The organism is uncultured Tateyamaria sp., assembly GCF_947488715.1.
GTDB lineage: Bacteria > Pseudomonadota > Alphaproteobacteria > Rhodobacterales > Rhodobacteraceae > Tateyamaria.
This window is the reverse complement of record NZ_CANLAG010000013.1, coordinates 36,013-62,431: the sequence shown is the minus strand read 5'-3', so window position 1 is coordinate 62,431 and position 26,419 is coordinate 36,013. Positions and strand designations below refer to the sequence as shown.

Genomic DNA, 26,419 nt, shown 5'->3' with positions numbered 1-26,419 from the left:
GCATCGGCATCGGCATCGGCATCGGCATCGGCATCGGCATCGGCATCGGCATCGGCATCGGCATCGGCATCGGCATCTTTGAATGCGCCCCCCACTGCCGAAGTCCAACCCAAACTGCCAACTAACCCGCCCATGGCCGCTCCTGCACCAATCTGGTCACCACAACCTCCGTCACAACTCGGCCTCATGGCGACAACAGACGGACTCGACCCGGCCGCTATCGCCTTTGTCGAAGGTGGGATGGACCCCCGCGCACAGACACAAACGTCGATACAGGTCACCGTGTCTCCTCAGGGCCGTCCGGAGTTGCCACCACAAGCCATTCAGCACATCGCCGAAACGCTGCGCAAAGGGTCGGACAGACCACTGGAAATTGCTCTGAACCCGGCGGAATTGGGACGCGTCCGCATGATGCTCAGCACAACCGAAGCCGGGATTGTCGTGGCGATCAACGCCGAACGGCCAGAGACGCTCGACCTGATGCGCCGCAATGCCAGCGATCTCGGCGATACGCTGCGCGATCTCGGTTACGAGGATGTCGCATTTTCCTTTGGCCAGGGGGAGCAGTCCCAGAACGGCCAGAACGACAGCGACGCACATCCAAACGGTGACGACGCACATCTGAGCCCGCACATCCAAGTCCCCGACACACCCATTATCGCGCCCGCAAAACTTGCGATTGCGCCCGAAACAATCGACATGAGGTTCTGACGATATGGAAATCCTTCCAGCCGCAAATGCAACGCAACAGACCCCGCCCAGCGCGGCGAGCGCCAGCGTCCTCAGTTCAGATTTTGAGGTTTTTCTTCAAATGCTGACCGCGCAGGCCGAATATCAGGACCCGCTCGAACCCATCGATTCCTCGGAATATGCCGCGCAGCTGGCCCAATTCTCCATGGTGGAACAACAGGTCACGACGAACGATCTGATGGAACAGGTGCTTACCGCCCTCGGTGCAAATGACATGGCGAGCGCGGCCAACTGGATCGGCATGGAAGCTCTCGTTCAAGGGCCTGCAGATTACAACGGCGACTCGGTGACGATTGCACCGAACCCACCCATTGCCGCAGATGAGGTGACATTGATCGTCTCGAACGCACAAGGCACCGAGGTGCAGCGCATCGCGCTACCGGTCAGCGCAGAGCCATACGATTGGGACGGCATTCAATCCGATGGCACACCCTTGCCGCACGGCGAATACACATTCCAGATTGAAAGCAGCGCAAATGGCGAGGTGATCGTCACCGAGCCCGCCTTGTCATACGCGCGCGTCACCGAAGCGCGCATCGAAAATGGGTCTACCCTTTTGGTGTTGAACAGCGGCTACATGATCCTTGCCAACAACGTCGCGGGCCTGAGAGAACCGGCCTAGGACCAGCGATCTTGCAGGTGGAGAGCGCCGTAGATGGGCCACATCGCAGCGCGCCGCCATGTTCCAAACGGAAACGCGCGCGCCGCGTCCCAGACCGCTTGCGGGTAAAGGTCGGGTGTCTGACCCAAGGCAAGGTCCGCCAACATCTTGCCCGCATAGGTGCCCATTGCGACACCGTTCCCGTGATACGCAAAGCCAGCGAGGATATGAGGCTGCCCCGGCAACGGTCCGATGAACGGCACCATGTTGCGGGCCAAGCACACCATTCCAGACCAGGAATGTGTGACGGCGACATCCGCCCAATCGGGAAACATCAACCGGAAGTCCCGTTCGACACGCGCCCGCGCCCGCGCTTCGACAGCAGGCGCAGACATCAATCCGCCGCGCATCCCAAAGAGAAACCGACCGTCTGGCAATACGCGGAAATAGTGCAACAGGTTGCGACTGTCATAAACCATCTGGTCTGTCGTCCACCCTGCGCGATCCCGCTCCTCCGGTGAGATCGGGCGGGTCACCAGAACCGTTGATTGCGCTGGCATGTATTTCGCCGCCATCCATGCAGGAATGTCTTCGTTGGAATAGCCGTTGGTTGCGATGATGATCCGGTCGGCTGCCACCTGCCCCTGCGATGTGCGCACCTGGCTGCCGGATATCTCAGTGACCGGACTTTGATCAAAAATCCTGGCACCCGCCGAAATGGCGGCATCACGCAGCCCTTTGACCAAACGTGCCGGGTTCAACCCAAAGCCGATTGGCACCGAAAGCGCGCCGAAAAATGGCCCGGACATACCTGCCGCTGCCAAATCCGAAGCACCCAAAACCTCTGCCGTGACACCGTAGTTTTCCTGGATACGGTCCGCTTCGGCCTCGAATGCCCGCATGGTTTTTTCACTGTGGGCAAGACAGGTTTCACCGTCCGAATGCCGTTGGAGATCTAGGCCAAGGGTCTCAGCCAAGTCCGACACATAGTGCACTGCCGCGGCTTCGGTCCTGCGCCACGCGCTGCGACCTTCTCTACCATATCGGTGGTCCAACAGTGCGTCCGGTGCCATGCCGCCACCCAAACAACAGAACCCACCATTGCGACCTGATGCGCCCCATCCGACGTGTTCGGCCTCCAGCACGACGACCGACGCGTCAGCGCGGGCCAGCGTGTGAGCTGCGGAAAGTCCGGTAAACCCGCCGCCCACGATGACGACATCGCATTCGATACTGTCGCGGAGTTGCGGGTGCTCGATGGCATCAACGGTTTCGTCCCACCAACACCCCGTCCGTGGGCCATCACCATAGGCATAGGGCGGAAAAATGCGGGTCATTGCGCGCGCGCGGCCGCCTGCTCATCCCGTTTGGCGCGCAATGCGGCATGCTTGCTGCCGATGGACGCCGCAATCACGCCGATGGTCACCAAACCGATTAAAATCGTGCTCAGCGCGTTGATCTCTGGGCTGACGCCCAACCGGACCGAGGACCATATTTTCATGGGCAGCGTTGTCGCGGACGGGCCAGAGGTAAAGGATGCGATCACCAGATCGTCCAGACTGAGCGTAAAGGCCAACAACCATCCCGAAATGACCGCAGGCGCGATAATCGGCAGCGTCACGAGCCGAAACGCCTGCAACGCCGACGCCCCAAGATCCAACGCCGCCTCTTCCAGTGATCTGTCAAAGGTCACCAGCCGGGACGACACAACCACAGACACAAAGCACATCGAAAACGTCGTATGTGCCAACACAATGGTCAGCACACCACGGTCCAGACCCACGCCAATGAACAGCAGCAACAGCGACAGGCCCGTGATGACTTCGGGCATGACAAGCGGCGCATAGATCATGCCAGAGAACAACGTGCGCCCGAAAAACCGCCCGCCTCGGACCAGCACATAGGCGGCCATCGTGCCCAGCACTGTCGCGATCGTCGATGAAATGACGGCCACCCGCAGGGTCACCCACGCCGCATCCAAAAATGCGTCATTGGACAGCAGCTCACCGTACCATTTCGTAGAGAACCCGGCCCAGACAGTCACAAGTTTGGACGCGTTGAAGCTGTAGATCACGAGGATCAGCATCGGCACGTACAGAAACACGAACCCCAGGGTCAGCGACACGACGTTGAACGGGCTAAGGCGGTTCATTGCTCTGCCTCCGCCTGCCGTTGTTCGTTCCGCTGGAACAACACGATGGGGATGATCAGGATCAGCAAAAGGATGACCGCAACCGCCGACGCCACAGGCCAATCGCGGTTGGAGAAGAACTCTTCGAACAGCACTTTGCCGATCATCAGCGTCCCGGACCCGCCCAACAGCGACGGGATCACGAACTCACCAAGCGCTGGAATGAACACGAGGAAACAGCCCGCGATGATACCATTGCGCGACAAGGGGATGGTGACCAACCAAAATGCCTTGAGGCGGGAACACCCAAGGTCCTCGGCCGCTTCGATCAACGACCCGTCCAACCGATCCAGCGCGGAATAGATCGGCAGGATCATGAACGGCAGATAGGTGTAAACGATGCCGATATAGACGGCCGTGTTGGTGTTCAGGATGGTCAACGGCGCGTCAATGATGCCGATCCACAAGAGGAACTGGTTCAAGAACCCCTCGCCGGACAGAATACCAACCCAAGCATACACACGGATCAGGAAAGACGTCCAAAACGGCAGGATCACCAGCATCAACAACGTCGCACGCCACTGCTCCGGCGCACGCGCCATGGCATAGGCCATCGGATATCCAACCAGCAGTGTCAGAACCGTGGAGATAAAGGCGATCTGCAACGAACTGAGATACGCTTTCCAATAGAGATCGTCCTCGGTTAAAAAGACGAAGTTCTCAAAATCCAGTTGGGACAGCATCGCCCAGATGCCGTCCTTGGCCGTCGGCGTATAAGGCGGGATCGCCAGCGCAATGTCGGACAGCGAAATCTTGAACACCACAGCAAAGGGGATCAGGAACAGCGCCAGCAGCCACACATATGGCACCGCTATGAGGACTGCGCGTCTCATCCGTCCAACAACACGCCCGCTGTCTTGGTCCAGCTGACCCAAACATGGTCTTCCCACGTGATGTCCCGACGCGACAGGCGTCGGGTGTTGGCGGTCTGTGCCTTGATGATCTGACCACCGGGCAGTTCCACGTGATAGGTCGACAGATTGCCAAGATAGGCAATATCCAGCACCTTGCCCTGCAACAGGTTGTCGGTGCCCTCGGGGGCGGTCGTGTGGATCGCGACCTTTTCGGGGCGGACGGCAAGGTGGGCGTTCTGCCCGTCGGAAAACGGTCGCTCAGACACCGCGGTCACGGTGCCGTTCTCAATGCCCAGCGCATAGGTCTGGTCCCCCGTGGCCTTGACCGTCCCGGCCAAAATGTTCACGTCGCCAATAAAATCCGCCACATAGACCGATTCTGGCGCCTCATATATGCGGTCAGGCGTGGCGACCTGCATCACGCGCCCCTCGTCCATCACCGCGATGCGACTGGCGACGGTCATCGCCTCTTCCTGATCGTGGGTGACGATGACAAACGTCGTGCCGGTCTTTTCCTGAATGTCCATCAGCTCGAACTGCGTCGCCTCACGCAGCTTGGCATCCAGCGCGCCCAAGGGTTCGTCCAAAAGCAGCAGCTTGGGCGCCTTCGCCAGCGACCGGGCAAGCGCCACGCGCTGACGCTGGCCACCCGAAATCTGGTGCGGCTTGCGGCGGGCGAATTTCTCCAGCCGCGTCAGCTTGAGCATCTCTTCGACACGGGCGGCGATGGCGGCCTTGTCACTGCTCTCACGGCGCAGGCCAAAGGCGATGTTGTCCCAGATCGACAGGTGGGGGAACAGGGCATAGGACTGGAACATCATGTTCACCGCCCGCTTGTTCGGCGGCACACCCGCGATGTCTTGTCCAGCCAGTTCAATGGACCCATCAGTGGGGTTTTCAAACCCCGCCAGCATCCGCATCATCGTCGTCTTGCCGCAGCCCGATGGCCCCAGCAGGGCAAAGAATTCACGTTCAAAAATGTCGAGGGTCAGATCGTCAATCGCGGTGAAATCGCCAAAGCGTTTGGTGACGTTGCGAAACCGGATCAGCGGCGTCTCGTTCGGGTCGTCCCAGGGGGCGAAAACAGTCTCTGCCAAAGGGGAATCCGTTCAAAATGAAAAGGGCGCAGGGGATGTCCCTGCGCCCGGGTATCAGGCTCAGGTGCCCGACTTGACCTTGGTCCACATGCGCGTGACCGTCCGCTGAACGCGGGCCGGATAGGGCGTTGTGGTGTACAGGTTTTCCAGCGTTGCGGCATCGGGGTAGATCGCCGGATCGCCGATCACATCCTCGACCAGGAATTCCTGGCTCGCGATGTTGCCGTTGGCGTAATAGACATAGTTCGACGCCTGCGCCATGTTCTGCGCATCGAGGATAAAGTTCAGGAACATGTGCGCCCCCTCGGGGTTCGGCGCATCTACCGGAATGGCCATCTGGTCGAACCACATCAGCGCACCTTCGCTGGGTGCGTTGTACGCAACCTCTACACCGTTCTCGGCCTCTGCCGCACGGTCGCGCGCCTGAAGGATGTCACCGGACCAGCCAAAGGCCACGCAGATATCACCGTTGGCCAGCGCGTTGATGTATTCCGAGTTGTGGAACTTCTGCACATACGGACGCACCGCGCTCATGATCGGCTCCGCCTTGGCAAGAACGTCCGGGTCATGGCTATCGGGGTCCTCGCCGATGTATTTCAGCGCGGCAGGGATCATCTCGGTCGGAGCGTCCAGGAAATGCACGCCGCAGGCTTGCAGCTTTTCCATGTTCGCCGGGTCAAAGATCAGGTCGAGCGAGCCCATAGGCGCGTCCGCACCCAGGATTTCCTGCACCTTGCCGACATTCACACCAATACCCGTGGTGCCCCACATGTAGTTGATCGAATATGCGTTGTCGGGGTCGTATTGCGCCGTGCGCGCCTCGACCACATCCCACAGGTTGCCCGCATTGGACAGCTTGGACGTATCCAACTTCTGGAACGCGCCCGCGCTGATCTGGCGCTGCAGGAACGTGCCGGACGGCACCACGACGTCATAACCAGAGGACCCGGCCAGCATCTTGGTTTCCAGCACTTCGTTGCTGTCGAACACGTCATAGATCAGCTTCAGGCCGGTCTCTTCTTCGAACTTGGTCAGCAACTCTTCGTCAATATAGTCGGACCAGTTGTAAACGCGCACTTCGTCGGCCATCGCCGCACCCGTCAGGGCCACGATCGCCACAGTGCTCAGCATCATCTTTTTCATGGTGTACTCCCGTATCACGCCCGGTAGGCCCGGGTCAGCGTGCATGAAACCAACTTTTGTCCCATGCGTCCAGCGACATTGCAGATGCTGGATTGACGGCGACGCGGTTGCCCATATTCTCGGCATGTTCTCAAACACCCGAGGTTTCCATGGCCACCATCACCAACCACCTGCCCACGTCAGAGCTTCAGGCGCTGGACGCGGCACATCACATGCACCCGTTCACCGCGGGCGGTGAGCTGGCGGAAAAGGGGGCGCGCGTCATCACGCGGGCCAAGGGCGTGTACCTGAACGACAGCGAAGGGAACGAGATCCTCGATGGCATGGCGGGCTTGTGGTGCGTGAACATCGGCTATGGCCGGTCCGAACTGGCCGATGTCGCCGCGCGCCAGATGCGCGAACTGCCCTATTACAACACGTTTTTCCAGACGACCCACGTGCCCGCCATCGCGCTGGCGCAAAAGATCGCGGAACTGGCGCCGGGCGACCTGAACCACGTGTTCTTTGCCGGGTCGGGCTCCGAGGCGAACGACACCAACATCCGCATGGTCCGCACCTATTGGGCGACCAAGGGCAAGCCCTCAAAATCCATCATCATCAGCCGCAAGAACGCCTATCACGGGTCCTCCGTTGGCTCAGGCAGCCTGGGCGGCATGACCCCGATGCACGAACAGGGCGGCATGCCGATCCCCGACATTGTGCACATCGATCAACCCAACTGGTGGTCCGAAGGCGGCGACATGACGCCAGAGGACTTTGGTCTGGCCCGCGCGCAGCAGTTGGAACAGGCGATTCTCGCGCACGGCGAGGACCGCATCGCCGCCTTTATCGCTGAACCCATACAGGGCGCGGGCGGCGTTATCATCCCGCCCGGCACCTATTGGCCGGAAATCCAGCGCATCTGCGACAAATACGACATCCTCCTGATCGCGGACGAGGTCATCTGCGGCTTTGGCCGCACCGGCAACTGGTTCGGCTCGCAGACCCTGGGCATCAAGCCGCACATCATGACCATCGCCAAGGGCCTCAGCTCCGGCTACCAGCCCATCGGCGGGTCCATCGTCTGCGACGAGGTGGCCGAGGTCATTGGCTCGGGCGAATTCAACCACGGATATACCTATTCCGGCCACCCGGTCGCATCGGCCGTGGCGCTTGAAAACCTCCGCATCCTCGAAGAGGAACATGTGCTCGACCACGTCCGCGACGTTGCCATGCCCGCCTTGCACGAAATGTGGCACGGTCTGGCCGATCACCCGCTGGTGGGCGAGACGACAATCGTGGGCATGATGGGGTCGCTGGCCCTTACCCCGCACAAAGACAGCCGCGCCAAGTTTGCCATGGACGCAGGCACCGCCGGGTTCATGTGCCGCGAGCGCTGCTTTGCCAACAACCTCATCATGCGCCACGTCTATGACCGCATGGTGATCTCGCCGCCACTGGTCATCACCCCCGAAGAGATCGCAGAATTGGGTCGCCGCGCCCGCACCGCGCTGGACGAATGTTACGCCCAGTTGAAAGACGGCGACATGCTGAAACCCGCCGCCTAGGCCTTGTCAAAACCCGCCTTCATCGGTCCAGATATTCACCTGTTTGAAATGCAACCTTTGCCTTTTCGACAACTCTGCCCGCGAATGACGCAATACAATGAACCAAATTTCCCTGTTTTCGCAGTGAAATCGACCAGATTGCAGGATCGGCGCTGAAATTCGCACCTTCGATGTTGCAACATGGGGTAGGTCCAGTTTTACATGTCGCGAACGGCAATCAACTGCCGACAAAAAAACGGGGAGCCAGAATTGGCTGATACTGCGACTGATCAGGCGTTCGTTGAATTCGAACGCGTGCAGAAAAGCTATGACGGCGAGATTCTCGTCGTCAAAGACCTGAACCTGTCGATGCCCAAAGGTGAGTTCCTGACCATGCTCGGGCCATCGGGGTCGGGCAAGACAACTTGCCTGATGATGCTGGCCGGGTTCGAAACCGCCACGCATGGCGATATCCGGCTGGGCGGGACGTCGATCAACAACATCCCGCCGCACAAGCGCGGCATCGGCATGGTGTTCCAGAACTATGCGCTGTTCCCGCACATGACCGTGGCCGAAAACCTCAGCTTTCCGCTTGAGGTCCGCAAGATCGGCAAATCCGAGCGCGAGGAAAAGATCATGCGCGCCCTCGGCATGGTGCAGATGCAGGATTTTGCCGGTCGCCGTCCCGCTCAGCTTTCGGGGGGTCAGCAACAGCGGATCGCCCTGGCCCGCGCGCTGGTGTTTGAACCCGAACTGGTGCTGATGGACGAACCGCTGGGCGCGCTCGACAAACAGCTGCGCGAAACCCTGCAATTCGAGATCACCCGCCTGGCGCATGATCTGGGCATCACCACCGTGTATGTGACCCACGACCAGACCGAGGCACTGACCATGTCGGACCGCGTCGCCGTGTTCGACGATGGCCGCATTCAGCAACTGGCCCCGCCGGATCAGCTCTATGAAGAGCCGCAGAACAGCTTTGTCGCGCAGTTCATCGGCGAGAATAACACGCTCCTGGGCGTGATCGAAAAGATCAAGGGCGACACCTGCGAGGTCCGCCTGGATGACGGCAGCATCATCGACGCCAAACCGATCAACGTCACTGAAGTGGGCCAGCGCACGCGCGTCTCCATCCGGCCCGAACGGGTCGAGATGGACAAAACGCGTCTCAACCCCGATGCACATACGCTCAAGGCCGAAGTGCTCGAGTTCATCTATATGGGCGACATCTTCCGCACCCGTCTGCGCGTGGCCGGAAACGATGATTTCGTCATCAAGACACGGAATGCCCCCGACCAGATCCGCCTGACACCAGGCACACAGATCGACATCGGGTGGATGCCAAACGATTGCAGGGCGCTCGACGCCTGAGCACGTCAAGAAGGCCGGGGCGACGCCCGACGTCCGGCCTTCCACACTCAAACACGGGCGTAAACAGTGGGAGTAATACCATGAAACTCACCAAGACCCTTCTTGCCACAACGGCGCTGACGGTTGCTTCGGGCACCGCATTTGCCGACGGTCATATGGCCAGCGACATGACACTCGTCAGCTGGGGCGGCGCCTACCAGTCCAGCCAGCAAAACGCCTATGTCGCACCCTACATCGCGAACAACCCCGGCGTTTCCGCCGTTTGGGACGAAAGCTCGGCCGAAGCCGTGGCCAAACTGCGCGCCATGAACGAAGCGGGCAATGTCACATGGGACGTCGTTGACGTTGTGGCCGCCGACGCGATCCGCCTGTGCGACGAAGGCCTCGCGCTGGAAATCGACGCGGACGAGCAACTGGCCGCAGCCCCTGATGGTACATCCGCGTCCGATGACTTCGGCGACCTGCTGGTCTCCGACTGCTTCATCCCGCAGATCGTGTATTCGACAACATTCGGCTACCGCACCGATCTGGTCGGCGACACAGCACCGACATCCGTCTGCGCCGTGTTCGACACCGACGCCTACCCCGGCAAGCGTTCGCTGGAAAAGCGTCCGATCAACAACATGGAATGGGCCCTGCTCTGTGATGGCGTCGCCAAAGAAGACGTCTATGACGTTCTGGGCACAGCCGAAGGTCAGGATCAGGCTCTGGCCAAGCTCGACACCATCAAGGACGACGTGATCTGGTGGTCCGCCGGTGCCGACACGCCCCAGCTGCTGGCTGACGGCGAAGTCATCATGGGTTCGACCTATAACGGTCGCCTGTTCGCCGCCATCGAAGAGCAGAAGCAGCCCATCGGCATGCTCTGGGACGCACAGGTGTTCGACCTTGACGGTTGGATCATCCCCACGGGTCTGAGCCCCGAGCGTCAGGCCCGCGCACTGGACTTCGTCAAGTTCGCGACAGACACGCAGCGTCTGGCAGATCAGGCCAAGTACATCTCGTACGGCCCGGCCCGCCTGTCCTCCGCTCCGCTGGTCGGCAAGCACGAATCCCTGGGCATCGACATGGCACCACACATGCCAACCGACCCAGAGAACGCCAAGAACACGTTCCTCTACAACTACGAGTTCTGGGCGGACTACCGCGATGACATCGACGCCAAATTCCAGGCGTGGCTGGCCAAATAATACGAGAAACGGGGTGGGCCAATCGGCCCGCCTCACACCAAACCAACACACCGGGACGGAGGCGACCACCATGCCCAAAGGTTACATTATGGCCCACGTTTCGGTGACAGACCCCGACGCATACAAAGAGTATGCATCCAAGAACGACGCGATATTTTCGAAATATGGCGGTACCTATTTGGTCCGTGGCGGCGCATCAAAAGCCCCTGAAGGACAGCCGTATGACCGGCACGTCATCATCGAATTTCCCTCTTTCGAGGCGGCACAAACCGCATATGCCGATCCCGAATATACTGAAAACTTGAAAATTCGGCTGGCTGCTTCTGACAGTAGCGTTGTTATCGTCGAAGGAACCTGACCCATGGCCGAAACCATGCTGGCCGCCGACGGCACCCCCCTCAAACGCAGCCTTGCGCGCGCCCTGCGCCGTCAGAAACTGCGCGCCTTGATGCTGATCGCGCCCCTGCTGATCTTTGTGCTGATCACCTTCATCGTGCCGATTGCCTCGATGCTGTTCCGGTCGATCGAAAACGAGATTGTCCAGAACACCCTGCCCTACACCGTGCAGGAACTCGCCTCGTGGGATGCGGCCACCGGCGAGGTCCCGGACGAACCGGTGTTCGAGGCGATGTATTTCGACATGTTCATCGCCGCCGAGGCCAAACGGCACACCCGTCTCGGCACACGGCTGAACTATGAACAAACCGGCCTGTCGTCCCTGTTCCGCCAATCCGGGCGCAAGCTGGATGATCTGGGCAAGGACATCCAGAAACCGCTCGAAAAACTGAATGGCGACTGGAAAGACGGCGAAACCTGGTACGCCATCTTCAACGGCACCCCCGCCGACACCGCGCTGCTCGCCACCCAACGCGCCCGCGTCGCCGCTCTGACCGACAACCCGACCGAAGGCGACGTCAACTTCGCGCCCCGCGCGGACATCGTACAGCTTCTGCCAAAAACCGCCCGCGCCTACACCGCCTGGGCCGTGTTCGAGGCCACCCAAAAGGATCGCGATCCCGCCACCCGCGACCCGTGGGAGGCTCTGCCCGTCGCCCTCGCCACTGACCTGCAAACCGCAGACCTGTCCACCTATTCCGGCCCCGGCGCCGACCTGCTGCGCGCGGCACAATCCGCCGACCTGCCGACGCCCGACTTTACCACGGCCTTCGTCGATATGGACGAAGACTGGGCAACCATCATCCCTTGGCAAACTATCCAGACCCATTCCAGCACCTATACCGGCGGCTATTTTCTGAACGCCGTCGATGCCCAGAAAACGCCCGAAGGCATCGCCTGGCAGCCGGATGACAAGCAGATCCTGCTCAAGCTCTTTGGCCGCACCATCTGGATGTCGCTGCTGATCACCTTCTCCTGCATCGCGCTTGGTTACCCCGTCGCGTGGCTGCTGGCCAACCTGCCGATGCGCAAGGCCAACATGCTGCTGATCCTCGTGCTCCTGCCCTTCTGGACCTCGCTTCTGGTGCGGACCTCCGCTTGGAAGGTCATGCTGCAACAACAGGGCGTCATCAACGACGTGCTTGTGTGGATCGGGCTGGTGGACGACGCCAACCGACTGATCATGATCAACAACCAGTTCGGCACAATCGTCGCCATGACGCACATCCTGCTGCCCTTCATGATCCTGCCGATGTACTCGGTCATGCAGACAATCCAGCCCTCCTACCTGCGCGCTGCCAAATCACTGGGCGCTACAAACTGGACAGCCTTCTGGCGGGTCTATTTCCCGCAATCGGTGCCCGGCATCGGCGCGGGTTCGATCCTCGTCTTCATCCTCGCCATCGGGTACTACATCACCCCCGAAATCGTCGGCGGCACCAAGGGCGTGTTCATCTCGAACCGCATCGCCTACCACATCTCGTCCTCGCTCAACTGGGGCCTCGCCGCCGCCTTGGGCTCGATCCTGCTGGCCGCCGTGCTGGTGCTCTACTGGGCCTATGACAAGATCGTGGGCATCGACAACGTCAAGCTGGGATAACAGACCATGGGCCTTCCTCCATACGCCACGCTGGGTCAGCGCATCTGGTACTACAGCTTCCGGGTGATCTGCGGGCTGATCTTCTTCTTCCTCGTGGCACCCATCGTGGTGGTCATGCCCCTGTCCTTCAACGCACAGGATTTCTTCACCTTCACGCCGGAAATGCTGCGCCTTGATCCCGCGGGCTACAGCCTCAAACACTACGAGGATTTCTTCACCAACCCGCAATGGCAACTGGCGCTGAAAAACTCGCTGATCATCGCCCCCATCGCAACTGTCATCTCGGTCAGCCTCGGCACCCTCGCCGCCATAGGCCTCAGCCAATCCCACGTGCCGTTCAAAGGCACGATCATGGCCATCCTGATCTCACCTATGATCGTCCCGCTGATCATCTCGGCCACGGGCATGTTCTTCTTCTACTCGTCCTTGGGCAACTGGATGGAAAGCGTCCTGGGCCTGAACAAGGGCTTCGTGGGCTACGTCAAGGTCATCCTCGCCCACGCGGTCCTCGGCATCCCTTTCGTCATCATCACCGTCACGGCCACACTGGTGGGCTTCGACCGCTCCCTCACCCGCGCTGCCGCCAACATGGGCGCCGGTCCCGTCACCACCTTCTTCCGCATCCAGATGCCACTCATCCTGCCGGGTGTGATCTCGGGCGGCCTCTTCGCCTTCATCACCTCCTTCGACGAGGTGGTCGTCGTCCTCTTCGTCGGCTCCGCCAGCCAGAAAACCCTGCCCTGGCAAATGTTCATCGGCCTGCGCGAACAAATCAGCCCGACAATCCTCGCCGTGGCCACCATCCTCGTGGTGATCTCCATCGCCCTACTGACAACGGTCGAACTCCTCCGCCGCCGCAGCGAACGCCTGCGCGGCATGTCACCGGGCTAACCCTTCCTTTCGCCGAAAATACCTCGGGGGAGTCCGCAAGGACGGGGGCGGAGCCCCCTAAAGCATCGTGTCGCCCGGCATGGGCGTCCGCAGGATCACCGCAACCGCTTGAGCAGGCTCAGCGTCGCAAACCCGTCCGCAGGCAGGCCAAGGCTCTGTTGATAGGCACGCACCGCCTTCAACGTGTTGGGCCCCACCTTGCCGTCCACCCCTTGGGTGTCATAGCCCGCGCGGGTCAACCGCCGCTGCAACTCCTTGCGCTCACGCAAGGTCAGGGGCCGCTCGCCCTCGGGCCAATTGCCCACCAAAGGCGCACCACCCTTTATCCGGTCACTCAGATGCCCCACGCCAATCACATAGGCATCAGCCGCATTATACCGCTCGATCACGGCAAAGTTCCGGAACACCATGAACGCCACACCGCGCCCGCCCGCCGGCAACAGGATCGACCCCGCACCATAGTTCGGCACCGCGCGCCCATCGACACCGCGCACACCCAGATTGGCCCATTCCGCCGGTGACTTGGTGATCTTGCGGCTGGCCAGACCATAGTTGAACCCCTGCGGCAGCTTCACTTCTACGCCCCAGGGCTGGCCCTTCTGCCACCCAAACCGCTTGAGATACGCCGCTGTCGACGCCAAGGCATCCGTGGGATCGTTCGACCAGATGTCGCGCCGCCCGTCCCCGGTGAAATCCACCGCATAGGCCAGGTACGACGTCGGAATAAACTGCGTATGCCCCATCGCCCCGGCCCAGGACCCGGTCATGTTGCGCGGGCTGGTGTCGCCGTTCTGGATAATTTTCAACGCGGCCACCAACTGCCCCTCGAAAAACTTGCCGCGTCGCCCGTCATAGGACAGCGTCGCAAGGCTCTGGATCACATCGTCCTTGCCACGAAATTCGCCATAGCCGCTCTCGAGGCCCCAAACGGCCACGACCACCTCTTTCTCCACACCGTACCGCGCCTCGATGGCGTCCAGCGTGCGACGATGCTTGCGCAGCGCATTCTTGCCATTGCGCACCCGTTTGTCGGACGCCGCACTGGCCAGATAATCCCAGATCGTCTTGGTAAATTCGGACTGGTTGCGATCCCGCTTGATCACCTCAGGGTCGTACCGCACCCCGCGAAAGGCACGGTCAAATACCGACGGATTGATCCCCTGGGCCAATGCACGTCCCCGAAACCCCTGCACCCAACGCTGAAATCCCGCATCCTCGGCGGTCTTCTGCACTGGCGGCGGCGCAGGTTCTGCAACCGCCAACGGGCGCAACTGCGGCCGGATGATCGGCGCACTGGCAAAGGCCAGCACAGGTGCCGGATCCGCACGCGTGACGTCGCCGAATCCGGGCCGCAACTCGGGCCGTTTCGACTGGTCGACGGATTGCGCCGCCGCGGTCTGTGCAAGGAAAACGGCGCTGCACATCGCGCCAAGGGTGACTGCCCACCGCATATTGTGCCTCATGGTCGCTTGTTTCGCGTTGTTTCCAATCTAGCGACAATAGCGCCGCCACGAAAGGGATCAATCCGCGCGCGCGCGGTCCTTCGCCACATGATCCACCTCTTCGCGAATCCGGGCCAGATGATCGCGCAGCAATGGCACACGGTGCGGGCGAAAGCTGTCGTCGGTCACAACCAGATCATCCATGCGGTCCAACCGGAACATCCGGAAATCCTCGCGCAGGTGGCACCAGGCCAATAATACGTTGGTATTTTCCATGTACACGATGCCCAGCGGCTTGACCTTGCGCTCGGTCTGGTCGCCCTTGGCGTCCTCATAGGCAAAGCGCACGCTGACCTCGTCCCACGCCGCCTGCCGCAGGTCCACGACATCGATGCGCGGCGGCTCGGGCCGCCAATACCGGCGCGCATCCAGCACCGCGTGTTTCAGCCGGTGCGCCTGTTTCGGCGGCACCCGCGCCTGTATCTTGGCCAGCGCGGATGTCGCCGCCTTGGCCAGCGCCGGATCGGCAATCACCGCCACATCCCGCAGCCCCAGAACCAGCGCCTCCAGCTCGTCATCCTCAAACCCCAGGGGCGGCAGCGTCGCATCCTCGATCAGGGTAAACCCAAACCCCGCCTCCCCATCAATCACCGCACCAAGCCCGCGCAATTCGTCAATGTCGCGGTAGATCGTGCGCAGCGACACATCCATGTCATGGGCCAGCGCCTGCGCGGTCACGGGCGGCGTCATCCGGCGCAGGGTCTGCATCAATTGGAACAGGCGGTGTGTACGTGTCATGTCCTCACCATAGCACACGTACTGTCAGGAATTGACAACAGGCATCGTTAATCACTGGGTCCACAGTTTTCTCATACGGAGACACCGATGCTTACCTTGGTCACCTATCCCCCCGCCTTTGGCCAACCCAGCGGCAGCCCCTTCTGCGTCAAGGCGCTGTACCTGCTGAACCTGTCCGGCCTGCCCTGGCAGCGCAAGGACACGCCCGATCCCCGCAACTGGCCCAAGGGCAAACTGCCCGCGCTCTGGGTCGATGGCGAGATCATCGGCGACAGCGACAACATCCGCACCTGGCTCGAAGAGCACGGCGCCCGCTTTGACGAAGGTCTCAGCGATCTTGACCGCGCCACCAGCCGCGCCTTTATCCGCATGGCCGAAGAACACATGTACTTCCACATCGTCATGGACCGTTGGGGCGACAAGGCCGTTTGGCCCCTGGTTAGAGACACATATTTCTCCGCCATCCCCGCCCTGATCCGCAACTGGATCACCCGTGGCATCCGCCGGATGCTGCTCAAGGGGATGGACACCCAAGGTCTCGGGCGACTGACCGCGGGCGAACGGCTGGACCGGATCGAACCGGATTTGCAGGCCATCACCGACCGTCTGTGGCACGGGCCGTTCCTCTTCGGCCCCACCCCCACGGCGGCAGATGCCAGCGTCGCGGCGATGCTGGGCGCCATGGCAGGCACACCGGGCGGCACCGCCCTGTCGCGCCGTGTGCGAGAGGATCTGATCCTGACGCAATACATGGCCCGCGTGGCCGAGGCCCTGGGCTAACGCTTGCGACTGACCTTGCGCTTGGCCTTGTCACTGCGCCGCTTGGACTTCACCGCCTTGCGGCGCGGGCTGCGCCCCGCAGGCGATTGCCGCCCCTTGGGCAGCGATTGCCCGTCCAGCGCCAGCAGCTCCAGCGCAATGCCACCCGTCACCGGCACCGCCTCGGCCAGACGCACGGTGGCGCGCTGACCCAGGCTGATGATCATGCCCGTGTCCGACCCCATCAGCGTGTTCGCCTCGCGGTCATAGTGGAAATACTCCGCCCCGATCGCCCGCATCGGCACCAACCCATCGGCCCCGCTGTCGTCCAGCTTCACAAAAATCCCGAACTTCGCGATGCCCGAGATTCGCCCCTCCATCTCGTCGCCCACCCGTTCGCTCAGGTACGCGGCAAGGTAGCGGTCGGTCGTGTCCCGTTCGGCGACCATCGACCGGCGCTCGGTGTCCGAGATATGCGTGCCGGTCTTCTCCAACCCCTCCGCATCCTCTGCCCGCAGCCCGTCCTTACCCCAGCCATGCGCCGTGATCAGCGCGCGGTGCACGATCAGGTCGGCATAGCGCCGGATGGGCGATGTGAAATGCGCGTAACTCTTCAGCGCCAACCCGAAATGCCCGAAATTCTGCGGCCCGTAATAGGCCTGCGTCATCGACCGCAGGGTCGAGATATTGATCAACTCCGCATCCTCGGTCTCGGACGCCTGCGCCAGCAACCGGTTCAGATGCGCGGTCTTCAGCACCTGTCCCTTGGCCAAATTCAACCCTGCCGCCTGCGCCGTCTCGCGCAGCGCATCCAGCTTGTCGGGCGACGGCTCCTCGTGGACACGGAATAGCAACGGCTGCGATTTGGCGATCAGCGTCTCGGCGGCGGCAACATTGGCTAGCACCATGAACTCTTCGATCAACCGGTGGGCATCCAGCCGGTCCTTGAAATTCACCGACCGCACGGTGCCATCGTCGTCCAGCACGATCTGCCGCTCCGGCAGGTCCAACTCCAGCGGCTGCCGCTTCCTGCGCGCCTCGACCAGCGCGGCATAGGCGGCGTACAAAGGCTTCAAAACAGGCTCTAACAAGAGCGCAGTGCGGTCATTCGGCGCGCCATCCATGGCGGCCTGTACCTCTTCGTAATTCAGTGACGCAGGCGACCGCATCAACCCCCGGTGAAAGCTGTGCCCGATCTTTTCGCCCTGCGCGTCGATCTGCATCCGCACGGCGATACAGGCGCGCGGCACACCCTCGTGCAACGAACACAGGTCGCCCGACAACCGATCCGGCAGCATCGGCACCACACGGTCGGGGAAATAGGTGGAGTTCCCCCGCTTGCGCGCCTCGCGGTCCAGCGCAGAGCCAGGCGTGACATAGGCCGCCACATCCGCGATCGCGACCCAGATCACATGCCCGCCCGCGTTCTTGGGGTCCTCATCCGCATGGGCATAGCACGCGTCGTCATGGTCGCGCGCATCCCACGGGTCAATCGTGACCAACGGCATCTCGCGCAGGTCCTCGCGCCCCTTCAGGCCCGCAGGTTTCTGCGCATCCGCCTCGGCCACCACATCGTCGGGGAAACTGTCCGGTATGCCGTGTTCATGGATCGCAATCAGCGACACCGCCTTGGGCGCTGATGGGTCACCCAGCCGGTCCACGATCCGCGCACGCGGCAGGCCGATGCGCGTCTTGGGCCCCGCCTGTTCGGCCTCGACCAGCTCCCCATCCTTGGCACCGCCGGTCGCATCCGCCGCAACGGTCCACTCGCGGTCACTGCCCTTGTCCACGGGCACGATCCGCCCGCCCTCGGCCCCCTTGCGAAAGACACCCAGAACGCGGCGCGGGTTGGTCCCGATCCGCCGGATCAGCCGCGCCTCGTAATGGTGGTCATCCCCCTGCACCAGCGTCAGCCGCGCCAGGATGCGGTCCCCCGCGCCCAGCGCCGGGTCGGACGCGCGCGGCACGATCAGGATGCGCGGCTCGACCCCCGTGCCGTGCCACTCCATCGGGCGGGCAAACAGGTCCCCGTCCGCATCCGGCTCCACCACCTGCAACACGCTCACAGGCGGCAGGCGGTCGGGGTCCTGATAGGTCTTCTTGCGCTTTTCCAGATGCCCCTCGGCCTCAAGCTCCTTGAGGATGCGTTTAAGGTCGATCCGCGCCGCGCCCTTGATGCCGAACGCCTTGGCGATGTCACGCTTGGCGGTCAGGGTCGGATTGGCGGAAATCCAGTCGAGGATCTCGGGTTTTGTGGGGATACGCGTCATGCGTTCTGGGTATCACGCGGGTCTGGGGCCGTCATGGCAAATCGTAGGCGGTGTCCACATCCGCAAGCGTCTGCACAACCGCCACACGCGGCAGATCCATCGCCGCACGGCTGTCGGCCAGCGCATGTTCCGTCGACCACCGCACCCCATCAAGGGCGCTTTTGCCCAGCTTAGAGCCTGTTTTCACCCCGATCAGCCAATATCCTCCATCGGGCGCCGGCCCGAACACGGCGTCATGGTTGCCCAGCGCGGCAAAGGCCTCGGCCACCCGCTGCCGGGTGACACCGGGAATATCCGCACCGATCACACAGACCGGCCCGCCCGCTTGCCGCATCATGCGGATCATCCGATCGCCAAGCGACCCGCGCCCTTGCGCCCAGCGGGTGAACCGCGCGGGCCAGACCCGCGATTGCAGCCCCTCGGCGTCCGGTGCCACCGCCAGCACCGTGTCCCAACGCGGGTCCTCGATCCGGCGCAACAGGCGGCGCACCTGATGGCGAAACCACCACGCCGCAGCGGTCATGCCAATGTCCCGGCCCAGCCGCGTCTTGACCCGACCGGGGCGCGGCACCTTGACCATGATGACAAGTGTGGGCCTCACAAATCGCGGTCCATGTCCCGGTGCGGAATCCCCGCATCGTCATAGACGGGGCCAAAGGCGGCAAACCCCAGCTTTTCATAGAACGCCAGCGCATGAACCTGCGCGCCCAGTTTCGCCCGCGTCACGCCCGGCTGCGCTCGCGCCACATCAAGGCACACGGTGATGATCGCCGCCCCCAGCCCCGTGCCCCGCGCCTCTTGCAGCACACAGACCCGCCCGATCTTGGCCACCCCCTCCGCAACCAGAATACGCGCACAGCCCAGCGCCACACCGTCCCGCGTCGCCAGCACGTGCAGCGCATCGCCGTCGCGCCCATCGCGCTCATCGGCCTCGCTGACGCCCTGCTCCTCCATGAACACGACGCGCCGCAGCTCAAGGCAGGTGGCCAGATCATCCGTCTGTTCAATCACCCAGTTCATGCGAAATAGTCCCGCAATATCCGCGCATAGACCCCCTTGAGCTGGTGAATATGCGCGACCCGCACGTGTTCATCCACCTTGTGCATCGACTGCCCCACCAGGCCGAACTCCACCACCGGGCAGTGATCTTTGATAAACCTTGCATCCGAGGTGCCGCCCGATGTGCTCAGCACCGGGGTCACACCCGTCTCTGCGGTCACGGCGGCGGCCACGATGTCCGACAGATCACCGGGCGGGGTCAGGAAACTTTCGCCCGACACCTTCACCCGCATCTCGATCTCGACACCGTAAGCCACGGCCACCGCATCGGCCTGCGCCTGCAACCACGCGGTCAGGCTGTCGCCGGAATGGATGTCGTTGAACCGGATGTTGACCGCCGCTGTCGCCTGCGCTGGGATCACATTGGTCGCCGGATTGCCCGTGTCCACCGTGACCACCGCCAGCGTCGAGGCGTCAAAGTGGTCGTTGCCCGCGTCCAGCTCATGGCTCGCCAACTGATCCATCAACCGCATCATCGGCGGCAGCGGGTTTTTGGCCCTATGCGGATAGGCCGAATGCCCCTGCACGCCCGTGACGCTGAACCACGCGGTCATCGACCCGCGCCGCCCGATCTTCATCATCTCGCCCATGGTCTCGGGGCAGGTCGGCTCGCCTACCAGACAGACCGACATCGCCTCGCCCGCCTGATCCATATGCGCGAGCAGCGCGGTCGTGCCATCCTGCGCGTCGCCTTCCTCGTCGCCCGTGATGGCGATGATGATGGCCCCGTCGGGCGGCGTGTCCCGCACGAAATCCACCGCCGCCGCGGCAAAGGCGGCAACGCCCGACTTCATATCCGTCGTGCCGCGCCCGTACATGACTCCATCCACGATATCGGCACCAAAGGGCGCCTGCGTCCACGCATCCGCATCCCCAATCGGCACCACATCCGTGTGCCCATTGAACCCGAACGTGCGCCCGTGCCCCTGCGCGCCCCAGCGGGCAAAGAGGTTGCGAATACCGCCCCGATCCGCCCAGGCACAGTCAAACCCGGCCCCCTCAAGCAGATCATGCAGCACATCCAGCGCACCCTCATCCGCAGGGGTGACAGACGGGCACCGCACCAGATCGGCGGTCAAGGCAACGGGATCAACGGGGGTCATGGTGGCTCCTACAATAGGTTGTGGCGAAAAGGACGCGATTCCAGCCCCTTGCACCGACAAGAGAGTTAACAGCCCGTGAATAGCTGTGCTAGGGTGGGTGCAATAATATGACCCGAGGCAGGGTATCAGCAGTCCGGTCGCCAACGCGCGGCCAGTAAAAGTGCAAAAAACAGCACACCGAGACACGTGGGTGAACCGCGTGCGCTGCTTGCGTTCTGCCGTCAACTTTGGGGTGGGCAGACTATGGTAGCAGCATCGGAACTTCCGATCCAAACAGTGCGCGAAGGCGTGGACGCGACGGATATGGCAAACGCCATCTTCGGCAACGGGGTACAGGTGGTGTCGTCCTCCTACACCGGCGACATCGACAGCGCGGGCATCTATTCCAACGGCGACAGCGTGTCACCCGGCGTCACGCCCAGCGACACGGGCGTGATCCTGTCCACGGGCGAGGTCGAGGATTTTACCAACTCCTCCGGGTCCTCGAACCAGTCCAACAGCACAACAACCAACACGTCCGGCCAGAACAACAACAGCCAGTTCAACGCGGCTGCGGGTGCGCGCACCTTTGACGCGTCCTATCTGGATGTGGATTTCATCCCGACGGGCAACGTGATGACGATGCAGTTCGTCTTCAGCTCCGAGGAATACCCGGAATTCCAGAATTCGGTCTTTCAGGATTTCGTGGGCGTCTGGGTCAACGGACAGTTCGTCGAGATGGACGTGGGCAACGGCGACACCGACCCCGGCAACATCAACACGACCAACAACATCAACATGTTCGTCGACAATATGAACGACGACTACAACACCGAAATGGACGGGTTCACGATCACGCTGACCCTGACCATGGTGGTCCAGCCCAATGTCGTGAATTCGATCCGCATCGGCATCGCGGATGTCAGCGACAACCAATACGACTCCAACCTGCTCATCGCCGGTGACAGCGTTCAGACGAACCTCGTGGCGCTGTCGGATGACGTGAACGTCTACCCCGATGGGACAACGTCGTTCAACGTGCTCGACAACGATGTCAGCCAACCGGGCACCACGCTGACCATCACCCATATCAACGGCCAGGCCGTCAGCTATGACCCCGTCACCGGCATCGGCACCACCATCACCCTGCCAACCGGGCAACAGGTCACGCTTGGGCCGAACGGCGAATTTACCGTCGTCGGTGACGGCGACGAAGAAGACTTCAACTTCACCTACACCGTGACGGATGGCGTCGACACCGACACCGGCTTTGTCAACGCGACCTCGATCCCCTGTTTCGTGGCGGGAACGATGATTGCCACCGCCAACGGCGATGTCCCGGTCGAAAACCTGCAATGCGGCGATCTGGTGATGACCCAGGACGACGGCGCGCAACCGCTCAGGTGGGTTGGCACACGCACCGTCGCCGCCGAAGCCGATTTCGCCCCCATCCTGATCCGCGCCAACACGTTTGGGGCGCATGCGGATGTGATGGTATCGCCCCTGCACCGCGTCATGATCCGCGACAGCCTCGCCGAACTGCTCTTTGGCGAACGCGAAGTGCTCGTGGCGGCCAAGGATCTGGTCAACGACCGCTCTGTCACCCGGCAGGTCGGCGGCACCGTGACCTATGTCCACCTCATGTTTGACAAGCACCAGGTGGTGTTCTCCGGCGGCCTCGCCACCGAGAGCTTCCTGCCCGGACCGCAAACAACCAAGAGCTTTGAACGCGAGATCGTGGCCGAAATCTGTGCCATCTTCCCGGAACTCGATCCCCAGACCGGCGATGGCTACAGCCCGGCGGCGCGGCGTACTCTGCGCAGATACGAGGCTGACCTCTGGCGCAAAGCACGGGCCGCCGCATGAACTGGATCGGGCTGGCAGATCACCTGGACGGCCGGTTTTCACCCAAGGGGTTCAAACCACGCGGCGCGGCCCCGGTCGCGGCCCTGTTGGAACGCGGCACTTTGATGTTCGAGACACAAGTGGCCGGGCATATGCGGCCGCATGACCTCTTGGGGATTGCGGAAAACGTGCCCTGGGCGCGCGAACTGGTTTTTCGCGCCATTCCGGGCGGTGGCATCGCGATGGTGCACCGCCAACACGACGACATCATCCACGCGGCGATCCGCTGGACCGGCGATGGCCGTGCGCACACCTTGCGCGTGACCTATGCCTGGGACACGCCCAACGGTTGGGCCCGGTTAGCTCTCGAACAGCCCGAGCGCGCGCGCGTTGTCACCAATCAGGTCCACGCCCCCCGCCCCCAACGAACGGACGACCTGCGAGGCCTCATGCTGAACCACGCCGCGCGCACCCTGTCCAAAGAGGTGATCTTTGGCGCCGTCGCCACAGACATCGCACCCGTGGGACCAATGCCGACACTGCACCCCGAAACCCCGATTGCCACACCCGGCGGATACCGCCCCGCCAAAACGCTCCAGCGCGGTGATACCGTTCTGACAAATACCGGCGACATCGTTCCCGTGCTGCACACCGTCCGCACCAGCGTCCCCGCACGTGGCAGTTTCGCACCGGTGCGCCTGCATGCGCCCTACTTTGGCCTGACCCGTGATATCGTCGTGGCACCCGAACAACGGCTGGTCCTGCAAGGCTCCGAGGTGGAATACATCTTTGGCCAAGAGGCCGTGCTGGTCCCCGCGCGGCACCTCGTCAACGGCTTTGCCGCCACATGGTCAGCACCCGCGAATGTGGCAGACTATGTGCAACTGGTTCTGCCCGGTCACGAGGTGATCGTTGCCGCCGGTTGTGCGCTGGAAAGTCTCTATATCGGGCGCATACGGCGGCACAAGGCGCGGCTTGGTGCCAGTATTCTGGCCAATGTCCCCAGCAGGCTGCTGCCCGAACATGCCCGCCCGATCCATCAGGTGCTGGACCCGTTCGAGGCGATCACCCTGATCGACCAACGCGCCGCCTAAGCGTCCTCGTCTCCGAAGAACGGCGTGACCTGCGCCACGATGACCGCGTTCTCATCCGACGCGCGCTGCATCAACGCACGCTCATCATCGCTGATCTCGTGACCTTCGGCCTCGCGCTCGGCCAACGTCCCGTAACCCGTCACGTCCAACGGTGCCGTGTCCGCCTGTTTCAGCAGGGCAACCGTCTCGCGCACGGCTTCCGCCTCATCCACACCGCTGGAAAAGCACATCAGCGCGGCACCAGTGGCACCATCAGGCAGACCATCACCGTCCTTGCGCCCAATCTGAACCAGCAGGGTGTACACCTGTTGCGGTTTTTTGGGTGTCTTCTTGTCCGATTTCGCCTGTGCCATTGCGCATACTCCCGCATTCGAACCTGCCATACAACGCGCTGTGCCGAAAAAGAAGCAGTGCAGCCCAAACTATGGCTCAAACTCAAAGGTGACTTGGATGCACGCTACATCTGGCCTAGTCCACACTGCGATATGGTCGTCAGGACGTCTCACATGCGCACCTTGCTGTTTTCCATCCTCTGCTTTGTCACGCTGACGGTGCCAGCCATCGCACAGTCCACATTGCTCACGTTTTCGACGGTGGAACGCCCGCCCTTTGCCTTCAATACACCGAACGGCATCGACGGGTTCAGTGTGGACCTGATGCGCACCATCGGCCGCGAGATCGGCGCAGAGGTGGAATTCGAGATGAAAACCGGTTTCACCGAGATGCTGAACGATGTGGAAACAAGCGCAGTCGACGGGGCCATCGCCAACATCTCGATCACCGGCGCACGCGAGGCGGTCATGGATTTCTCCCTGCCGATCTTTCGCAGCGGCCTGCAGATCATGATCCCCGTGGACGACAACGCGCCCAGCCTCCTGGGCGCAATCCTGAACCGCGAACTGGGCATTGCCCTGCTGGTGGCTCTGGGTCTGCTCATGGGGATGGGCATGCTGATGTGGGTGTTCGAACGCAACAAACAGCCCTATTTCGACCGCGGCGCAGGCGAGGCGATGTTTCCTGCCTTCTGGTACGCGCTGAACCTTGTGGTGAACGGCGGCTTTGAACAGAACGTGCCGCGCTCAGGCCTCGGGCGGCTCTTTGCCGTGCTGATGGTGATCTCCAGCCTGTTCATCGTGTCGTTCTTTGTGGCCAATATCACCACGGTGATGACCGTGCGCGCACTGGGCGATCAGATCGACAGCATCAGTGACCTCGAAGGGCGCGAGGTTGCCACCACCACCGGCTCGACCTCCAGCGAATTCCTCGCACAACGCGAAATTCCACACCGGACGTTCTTTGATTTCTCGGCTCTGCTCTGGGCGTTCGAGGACGGCGAACTGGACGCCATCGTCTTCGACAGCCCGCTCTTGGCCTACTACGTCGCAAACGAAGGGCGCGGACAGGCGCGGCTGGTGGACCGGGTGTTCCGCCCCGAGGATTACGGCATCGCCCTGCCCCAGGGCAGCGCCCTGCGTGAACAGATCAACGTGGCCCTGCTGCGGTTGCAGGAATCGGGCCAGTATGACGAACTCTATCTGAAATGGTTCGAGGCAGGGCGCTGACCGCGCCCCACCGCCTTAGTCGCGCAACAGCTCGTTGATCGACGTCTTGGACCGGGTGCGCTCGTCCACGCGCTTGACGATCACCGCGCAATAAAGGTTCACACCGTTCTTCGACGGCATGGACCCGGCCACGACAACCGACCCGCTGGGCACTTCGCCGTACATCACTGTGCCGGTTTCGCGGTCCACGATCTTGGTCGACTGGCCAATGAACACACCCATGCCCAACACAGACCCTTCGCGCACGATGCAGCCTTCAACGACTTCGGACCGCGCCCCGATGAAACAGTTGTCCTCGATGATGGTCGGACCCGCCTGCATCGGCTCCAGCACGCCGCCAATACCCACGCCACCGCTGAGGTGCACGTTCTTGCCGATCTGCGCACAGGACCCAACCGTGGCCCACGTATCAACCATCGTGCCTTCGTCCACATAGGCGCCAAGGTTCACGAACGACGGCATCAGCACCACGCCCGGTGCGATGAAAGCCGACTTGCGGACCACACAGTTGGGCACGGCCCGGAAACCGGCCTCTTTCCACTGGTCGTCGCCCCAGCCCTTGAACTTGCTGTCGACCTTGTCCCACCAGCCGCCGCCCTGCGGGCCACCGTCCTGCTGTTCCATGTCCTTGATGCGGAACCCCAGCAACACGGCCTTCTTGGCCCACTGGTTCACGTGCCAGTCGCCGCTGTCCTGCTTTTCGGCCACGCGCAGCTTGCCACTGTCCAGCGCGTTCAGCGTGTCTTCGATGGCCTCGCGCGTCTCGCCTGTCGTGGCGGGCGTGATGGTGTCGCGCGCCTCCCAGGCTGCTTCGATGGCCGTTTCAAGCTGTGCATTGGACATGCCGTGGTCCCTCCAAAATGATCGACGCGCTTAGACAACAATACGTGCGCCCATG

General features: G+C 62.1%; 25 protein-coding genes. 12 read left to right on the top strand and 13 right to left on the bottom strand.

What is annotated here, in order from left to right; all coding sequences use genetic code 11:
• Window positions 1-186: 186 nt before the first annotated feature.
• The gene (locus tag Q0936_RS19770; protein WP_299296131.1) at window positions 187-711 is read left to right on the top strand and encodes a flagellar hook-length control protein FliK; all 525 of its coding nucleotides are present in this window, start codon (window positions 187-189) and stop codon (window positions 709-711) included.
• Between the two features lie 4 nt (window positions 712-715).
• Window positions 716-1,372: a flagellar hook capping FlgD N-terminal domain-containing protein gene (locus tag Q0936_RS19765; protein ID WP_299296132.1), complete on the top strand. Its 657-nt coding sequence runs from the start codon at window positions 716-718 to the stop codon at window positions 1,370-1,372.
• Here the strand turns inward: Q0936_RS19765 and Q0936_RS19760 are convergent.
• The 5 genes from Q0936_RS19760 to Q0936_RS19740 are packed head-to-tail and all read right to left on the bottom strand — an operon-like array spanning window position 1,369 to window position 6,636.
• Complete coding sequence (locus tag Q0936_RS19760) at window positions 1,369-2,688, bottom strand: FAD-binding oxidoreductase (RefSeq protein ID WP_299296134.1); 1,320 nt, start codon at window positions 2,686-2,688, stop codon at window positions 1,369-1,371. The two genes, Q0936_RS19765 and Q0936_RS19760, sit on opposite strands and share 4 nt — an antisense overlap.
• Window positions 2,685-3,503: an ABC transporter permease subunit gene (locus tag Q0936_RS19755; RefSeq protein ID WP_299140006.1), complete on the bottom strand. Its 819-nt coding sequence runs from the start codon at window positions 3,501-3,503 to the stop codon at window positions 2,685-2,687. The genes Q0936_RS19760 and Q0936_RS19755 overlap by 4 nt, the downstream gene beginning before the upstream one ends.
• Window positions 3,500-4,375 (bottom strand): ABC transporter permease subunit, encoded by an 876-nt coding sequence (locus tag Q0936_RS19750; RefSeq protein ID WP_299296137.1) that lies wholly within the window; start codon window positions 4,373-4,375, stop codon window positions 3,500-3,502. Before Q0936_RS19750 ends, Q0936_RS19755 begins: the two co-directional genes overlap by 4 nt.
• The gene (locus tag Q0936_RS19745) at window positions 4,372-5,493 is read right to left on the bottom strand and encodes an ABC transporter ATP-binding protein (protein ID WP_299296138.1); all 1,122 of its coding nucleotides are present in this window, start codon (window positions 5,491-5,493) and stop codon (window positions 4,372-4,374) included. The genes Q0936_RS19750 and Q0936_RS19745 overlap by 4 nt, the downstream gene beginning before the upstream one ends.
• A gap of 60 nt (window positions 5,494-5,553) precedes the next feature.
• Window positions 5,554-6,636 carry a polyamine ABC transporter substrate-binding protein gene (locus Q0936_RS19740; protein ID WP_299296141.1) on the bottom strand — a complete coding sequence of 361 codons (1,083 nt, stop codon included), beginning with the start codon at window positions 6,634-6,636 and terminating at the stop codon, window positions 5,554-5,556.
• Window positions 6,637-6,785: 149 nt separating this feature from the next.
• Here Q0936_RS19740 and Q0936_RS19735 point away from each other — a divergent pair, with 149 nt between their 5' ends.
• The 6 genes from Q0936_RS19735 to Q0936_RS19710 all read left to right on the top strand — a co-directional run bounded on the left by Q0936_RS19735 (window position 6,786) and on the right by Q0936_RS19710 (window position 13,610).
• Complete coding sequence (locus Q0936_RS19735) at window positions 6,786-8,183, top strand: aspartate aminotransferase family protein (RefSeq protein ID WP_299296143.1); 1,398 nt, start codon at window positions 6,786-6,788, stop codon at window positions 8,181-8,183.
• A gap of 249 nt (window positions 8,184-8,432) precedes the next feature.
• Window positions 8,433-9,533 carry an ABC transporter ATP-binding protein gene (locus Q0936_RS19730; protein WP_299139997.1) on the top strand — a complete coding sequence of 367 codons (1,101 nt, stop codon included), beginning with the start codon at window positions 8,433-8,435 and terminating at the stop codon, window positions 9,531-9,533.
• Window positions 9,534-9,613: 80 nt separating this feature from the next.
• On the top strand, window positions 9,614-10,723 hold the full coding sequence (locus Q0936_RS19725; RefSeq protein WP_299296145.1) for an extracellular solute-binding protein: 1,110 nt from the start codon (window positions 9,614-9,616) through the stop codon (window positions 10,721-10,723).
• A 70-nt stretch (window positions 10,724-10,793) separates the two neighbouring features.
• Window positions 10,794-11,081 carry a DUF1330 domain-containing protein gene (locus Q0936_RS19720; protein WP_299139993.1) on the top strand — a complete coding sequence of 96 codons (288 nt, stop codon included), beginning with the start codon at window positions 10,794-10,796 and terminating at the stop codon, window positions 11,079-11,081.
• 3 nt (window positions 11,082-11,084) lie between these two features.
• Window positions 11,085-12,719 carry an ABC transporter permease gene (locus tag Q0936_RS19715; RefSeq protein ID WP_299296147.1) on the top strand — a complete coding sequence of 545 codons (1,635 nt, stop codon included), beginning with the start codon at window positions 11,085-11,087 and terminating at the stop codon, window positions 12,717-12,719.
• A gap of 6 nt (window positions 12,720-12,725) precedes the next feature.
• A complete protein-coding gene (locus Q0936_RS19710; protein WP_299139989.1) occupies window positions 12,726-13,610 on the top strand; it encodes an ABC transporter permease in 885 nt (294 codons plus the stop codon).
• A gap of 95 nt (window positions 13,611-13,705) precedes the next feature.
• On the opposite strand, the gene Q0936_RS19705 is transcribed toward Q0936_RS19710, so the two are convergent.
• Together Q0936_RS19705 and Q0936_RS19700 are read right to left on the bottom strand one after the other, a co-directional pair.
• Complete coding sequence (locus Q0936_RS19705; RefSeq protein WP_299296149.1) at window positions 13,706-15,073, bottom strand: lytic murein transglycosylase; 1,368 nt, start codon at window positions 15,071-15,073, stop codon at window positions 13,706-13,708.
• Between the two features lie 57 nt (window positions 15,074-15,130).
• Window positions 15,131-15,850: a YafY family protein gene (locus Q0936_RS19700; RefSeq protein WP_299166189.1), complete on the bottom strand. Its 720-nt coding sequence runs from the start codon at window positions 15,848-15,850 to the stop codon at window positions 15,131-15,133.
• A gap of 87 nt (window positions 15,851-15,937) precedes the next feature.
• Here Q0936_RS19700 and Q0936_RS19695 point away from each other — a divergent pair, with 87 nt between their 5' ends.
• The gene (locus Q0936_RS19695; protein ID WP_299296151.1) at window positions 15,938-16,630 is read left to right on the top strand and encodes a glutathione S-transferase family protein; all 693 of its coding nucleotides are present in this window, start codon (window positions 15,938-15,940) and stop codon (window positions 16,628-16,630) included.
• Here Q0936_RS19695 and rnr read toward each other — a convergent pair.
• Genes rnr through dapE form a run of 4 tightly spaced genes read right to left on the bottom strand, consistent with a single transcriptional unit; the run spans window position 16,627 to window position 21,041 of the window.
• Window positions 16,627-18,879, bottom strand: coding sequence for a ribonuclease R (rnr, locus tag Q0936_RS19690; protein WP_299296153.1), 2,253 nt, complete (start codon window positions 18,877-18,879; stop codon window positions 16,627-16,629). The two genes, Q0936_RS19695 and rnr, sit on opposite strands and share 4 nt — an antisense overlap.
• Window positions 18,880-18,910: 31 nt before the next feature.
• A complete protein-coding gene (locus Q0936_RS19685; RefSeq protein WP_299296155.1) occupies window positions 18,911-19,480 on the bottom strand; it encodes a TIGR04282 family arsenosugar biosynthesis glycosyltransferase in 570 nt (189 codons plus the stop codon).
• Window positions 19,477-19,899 carry a GNAT family N-acetyltransferase gene (locus Q0936_RS19680; protein ID WP_299296158.1) on the bottom strand — a complete coding sequence of 141 codons (423 nt, stop codon included), beginning with the start codon at window positions 19,897-19,899 and terminating at the stop codon, window positions 19,477-19,479. The genes Q0936_RS19685 and Q0936_RS19680 overlap by 4 nt, the downstream gene beginning before the upstream one ends.
• A complete protein-coding gene (dapE, locus tag Q0936_RS19675; protein WP_299296161.1) occupies window positions 19,896-21,041 on the bottom strand; it encodes a succinyl-diaminopimelate desuccinylase in 1,146 nt (381 codons plus the stop codon). The genes Q0936_RS19680 and dapE overlap by 4 nt, the downstream gene beginning before the upstream one ends.
• 243 nt (window positions 21,042-21,284) lie before the next feature.
• Here dapE and Q0936_RS19670 point away from each other — a divergent pair, with 243 nt between their 5' ends.
• The gene (locus Q0936_RS19670; protein WP_299296163.1) at window positions 21,285-22,886 is read left to right on the top strand and encodes a Hint domain-containing protein; all 1,602 of its coding nucleotides are present in this window, start codon (window positions 21,285-21,287) and stop codon (window positions 22,884-22,886) included.
• Window positions 22,883-23,959, top strand: a complete 1,077-nt coding sequence (locus tag Q0936_RS19665) for a Hint domain-containing protein (RefSeq protein WP_299296165.1) — start codon at window positions 22,883-22,885, stop codon at window positions 23,957-23,959. Before Q0936_RS19670 ends, Q0936_RS19665 begins: the two co-directional genes overlap by 4 nt.
• On the opposite strand, the gene Q0936_RS19660 is transcribed toward Q0936_RS19665, so the two are convergent.
• Window positions 23,956-24,312 (bottom strand): hypothetical protein, encoded by a 357-nt coding sequence (locus Q0936_RS19660; RefSeq protein ID WP_299296168.1) that lies wholly within the window; start codon window positions 24,310-24,312, stop codon window positions 23,956-23,958. The genes Q0936_RS19665 and Q0936_RS19660 overlap by 4 nt on opposite strands.
• A gap of 153 nt (window positions 24,313-24,465) precedes the next feature.
• Here Q0936_RS19660 and Q0936_RS19655 point away from each other — a divergent pair, with 153 nt between their 5' ends.
• Window positions 24,466-25,521: a transporter substrate-binding domain-containing protein gene (locus Q0936_RS19655; protein ID WP_299296170.1), complete on the top strand. Its 1,056-nt coding sequence runs from the start codon at window positions 24,466-24,468 to the stop codon at window positions 25,519-25,521.
• Between the two features lie 15 nt (window positions 25,522-25,536).
• On the opposite strand, the gene dapD is transcribed toward Q0936_RS19655, so the two are convergent.
• Window positions 25,537-26,364 (bottom strand): 2,3,4,5-tetrahydropyridine-2,6-dicarboxylate N-succinyltransferase, encoded by an 828-nt coding sequence (gene dapD, locus Q0936_RS19650; RefSeq protein WP_299139962.1) that lies wholly within the window; start codon window positions 26,362-26,364, stop codon window positions 25,537-25,539.
• Window positions 26,365-26,419 lie beyond the last annotated feature (55 nt).

Coding starts and splice junctions, on each gene's coding strand:
- Q0936_RS19770 (WP_299296131.1), top strand. CDS start 187: ATGGCGACAACAGACGGACTCGACCCGGCCGCTATCGCCTTTGTCGAA.
- Q0936_RS19765 (WP_299296132.1), top strand. CDS start 716: ATGGAAATCCTTCCAGCCGCAAATGCAACGCAACAGACCCCGCCCAGC.
- Q0936_RS19760 (WP_299296134.1), bottom strand. CDS start 2,688: ATGACCCGCATTTTTCCGCCCTATGCCTATGGTGATGGCCCACGGACG.
- Q0936_RS19755 (WP_299140006.1), bottom strand. CDS start 3,503: ATGAACCGCCTTAGCCCGTTCAACGTCGTGTCGCTGACCCTGGGGTTC.
- Q0936_RS19750 (WP_299296137.1), bottom strand. CDS start 4,375: ATGAGACGCGCAGTCCTCATAGCGGTGCCATATGTGTGGCTGCTGGCG.
- Q0936_RS19740 (WP_299296141.1), bottom strand. CDS start 6,636: ATGAAAAAGATGATGCTGAGCACTGTGGCGATCGTGGCCCTGACGGGT.
- Q0936_RS19735 (WP_299296143.1), top strand. CDS start 6,786: ATGGCCACCATCACCAACCACCTGCCCACGTCAGAGCTTCAGGCGCTG.
- Q0936_RS19725 (WP_299296145.1), top strand. CDS start 9,614: ATGAAACTCACCAAGACCCTTCTTGCCACAACGGCGCTGACGGTTGCT.
- Q0936_RS19720 (WP_299139993.1), top strand. CDS start 10,794: ATGCCCAAAGGTTACATTATGGCCCACGTTTCGGTGACAGACCCCGAC.
- Q0936_RS19715 (WP_299296147.1), top strand. CDS start 11,085: ATGGCCGAAACCATGCTGGCCGCCGACGGCACCCCCCTCAAACGCAGC.
- Q0936_RS19710 (WP_299139989.1), top strand. CDS start 12,726: ATGGGCCTTCCTCCATACGCCACGCTGGGTCAGCGCATCTGGTACTAC.
- Q0936_RS19705 (WP_299296149.1), bottom strand. CDS start 15,073: ATGAGGCACAATATGCGGTGGGCAGTCACCCTTGGCGCGATGTGCAGC.
- Q0936_RS19700 (WP_299166189.1), bottom strand. CDS start 15,850: ATGACACGTACACACCGCCTGTTCCAATTGATGCAGACCCTGCGCCGG.
- Q0936_RS19695 (WP_299296151.1), top strand. CDS start 15,938: ATGCTTACCTTGGTCACCTATCCCCCCGCCTTTGGCCAACCCAGCGGC.
- rnr (WP_299296153.1), bottom strand. CDS start 18,879: ATGACGCGTATCCCCACAAAACCCGAGATCCTCGACTGGATTTCCGCC.
- Q0936_RS19680 (WP_299296158.1), bottom strand. CDS start 19,899: ATGAACTGGGTGATTGAACAGACGGATGATCTGGCCACCTGCCTTGAG.
- dapE (WP_299296161.1), bottom strand. CDS start 21,041: ATGACCCCCGTTGATCCCGTTGCCTTGACCGCCGATCTGGTGCGGTGC.
- Q0936_RS19670 (WP_299296163.1), top strand. CDS start 21,285: ATGGTAGCAGCATCGGAACTTCCGATCCAAACAGTGCGCGAAGGCGTG.
- Q0936_RS19665 (WP_299296165.1), top strand. CDS start 22,883: ATGAACTGGATCGGGCTGGCAGATCACCTGGACGGCCGGTTTTCACCC.
- Q0936_RS19660 (WP_299296168.1), bottom strand. CDS start 24,312: ATGGCACAGGCGAAATCGGACAAGAAGACACCCAAAAAACCGCAACAG.
- Q0936_RS19655 (WP_299296170.1), top strand. CDS start 24,466: ATGCGCACCTTGCTGTTTTCCATCCTCTGCTTTGTCACGCTGACGGTG.
- dapD (WP_299139962.1), bottom strand. CDS start 26,364: ATGTCCAATGCACAGCTTGAAACGGCCATCGAAGCAGCCTGGGAGGCG.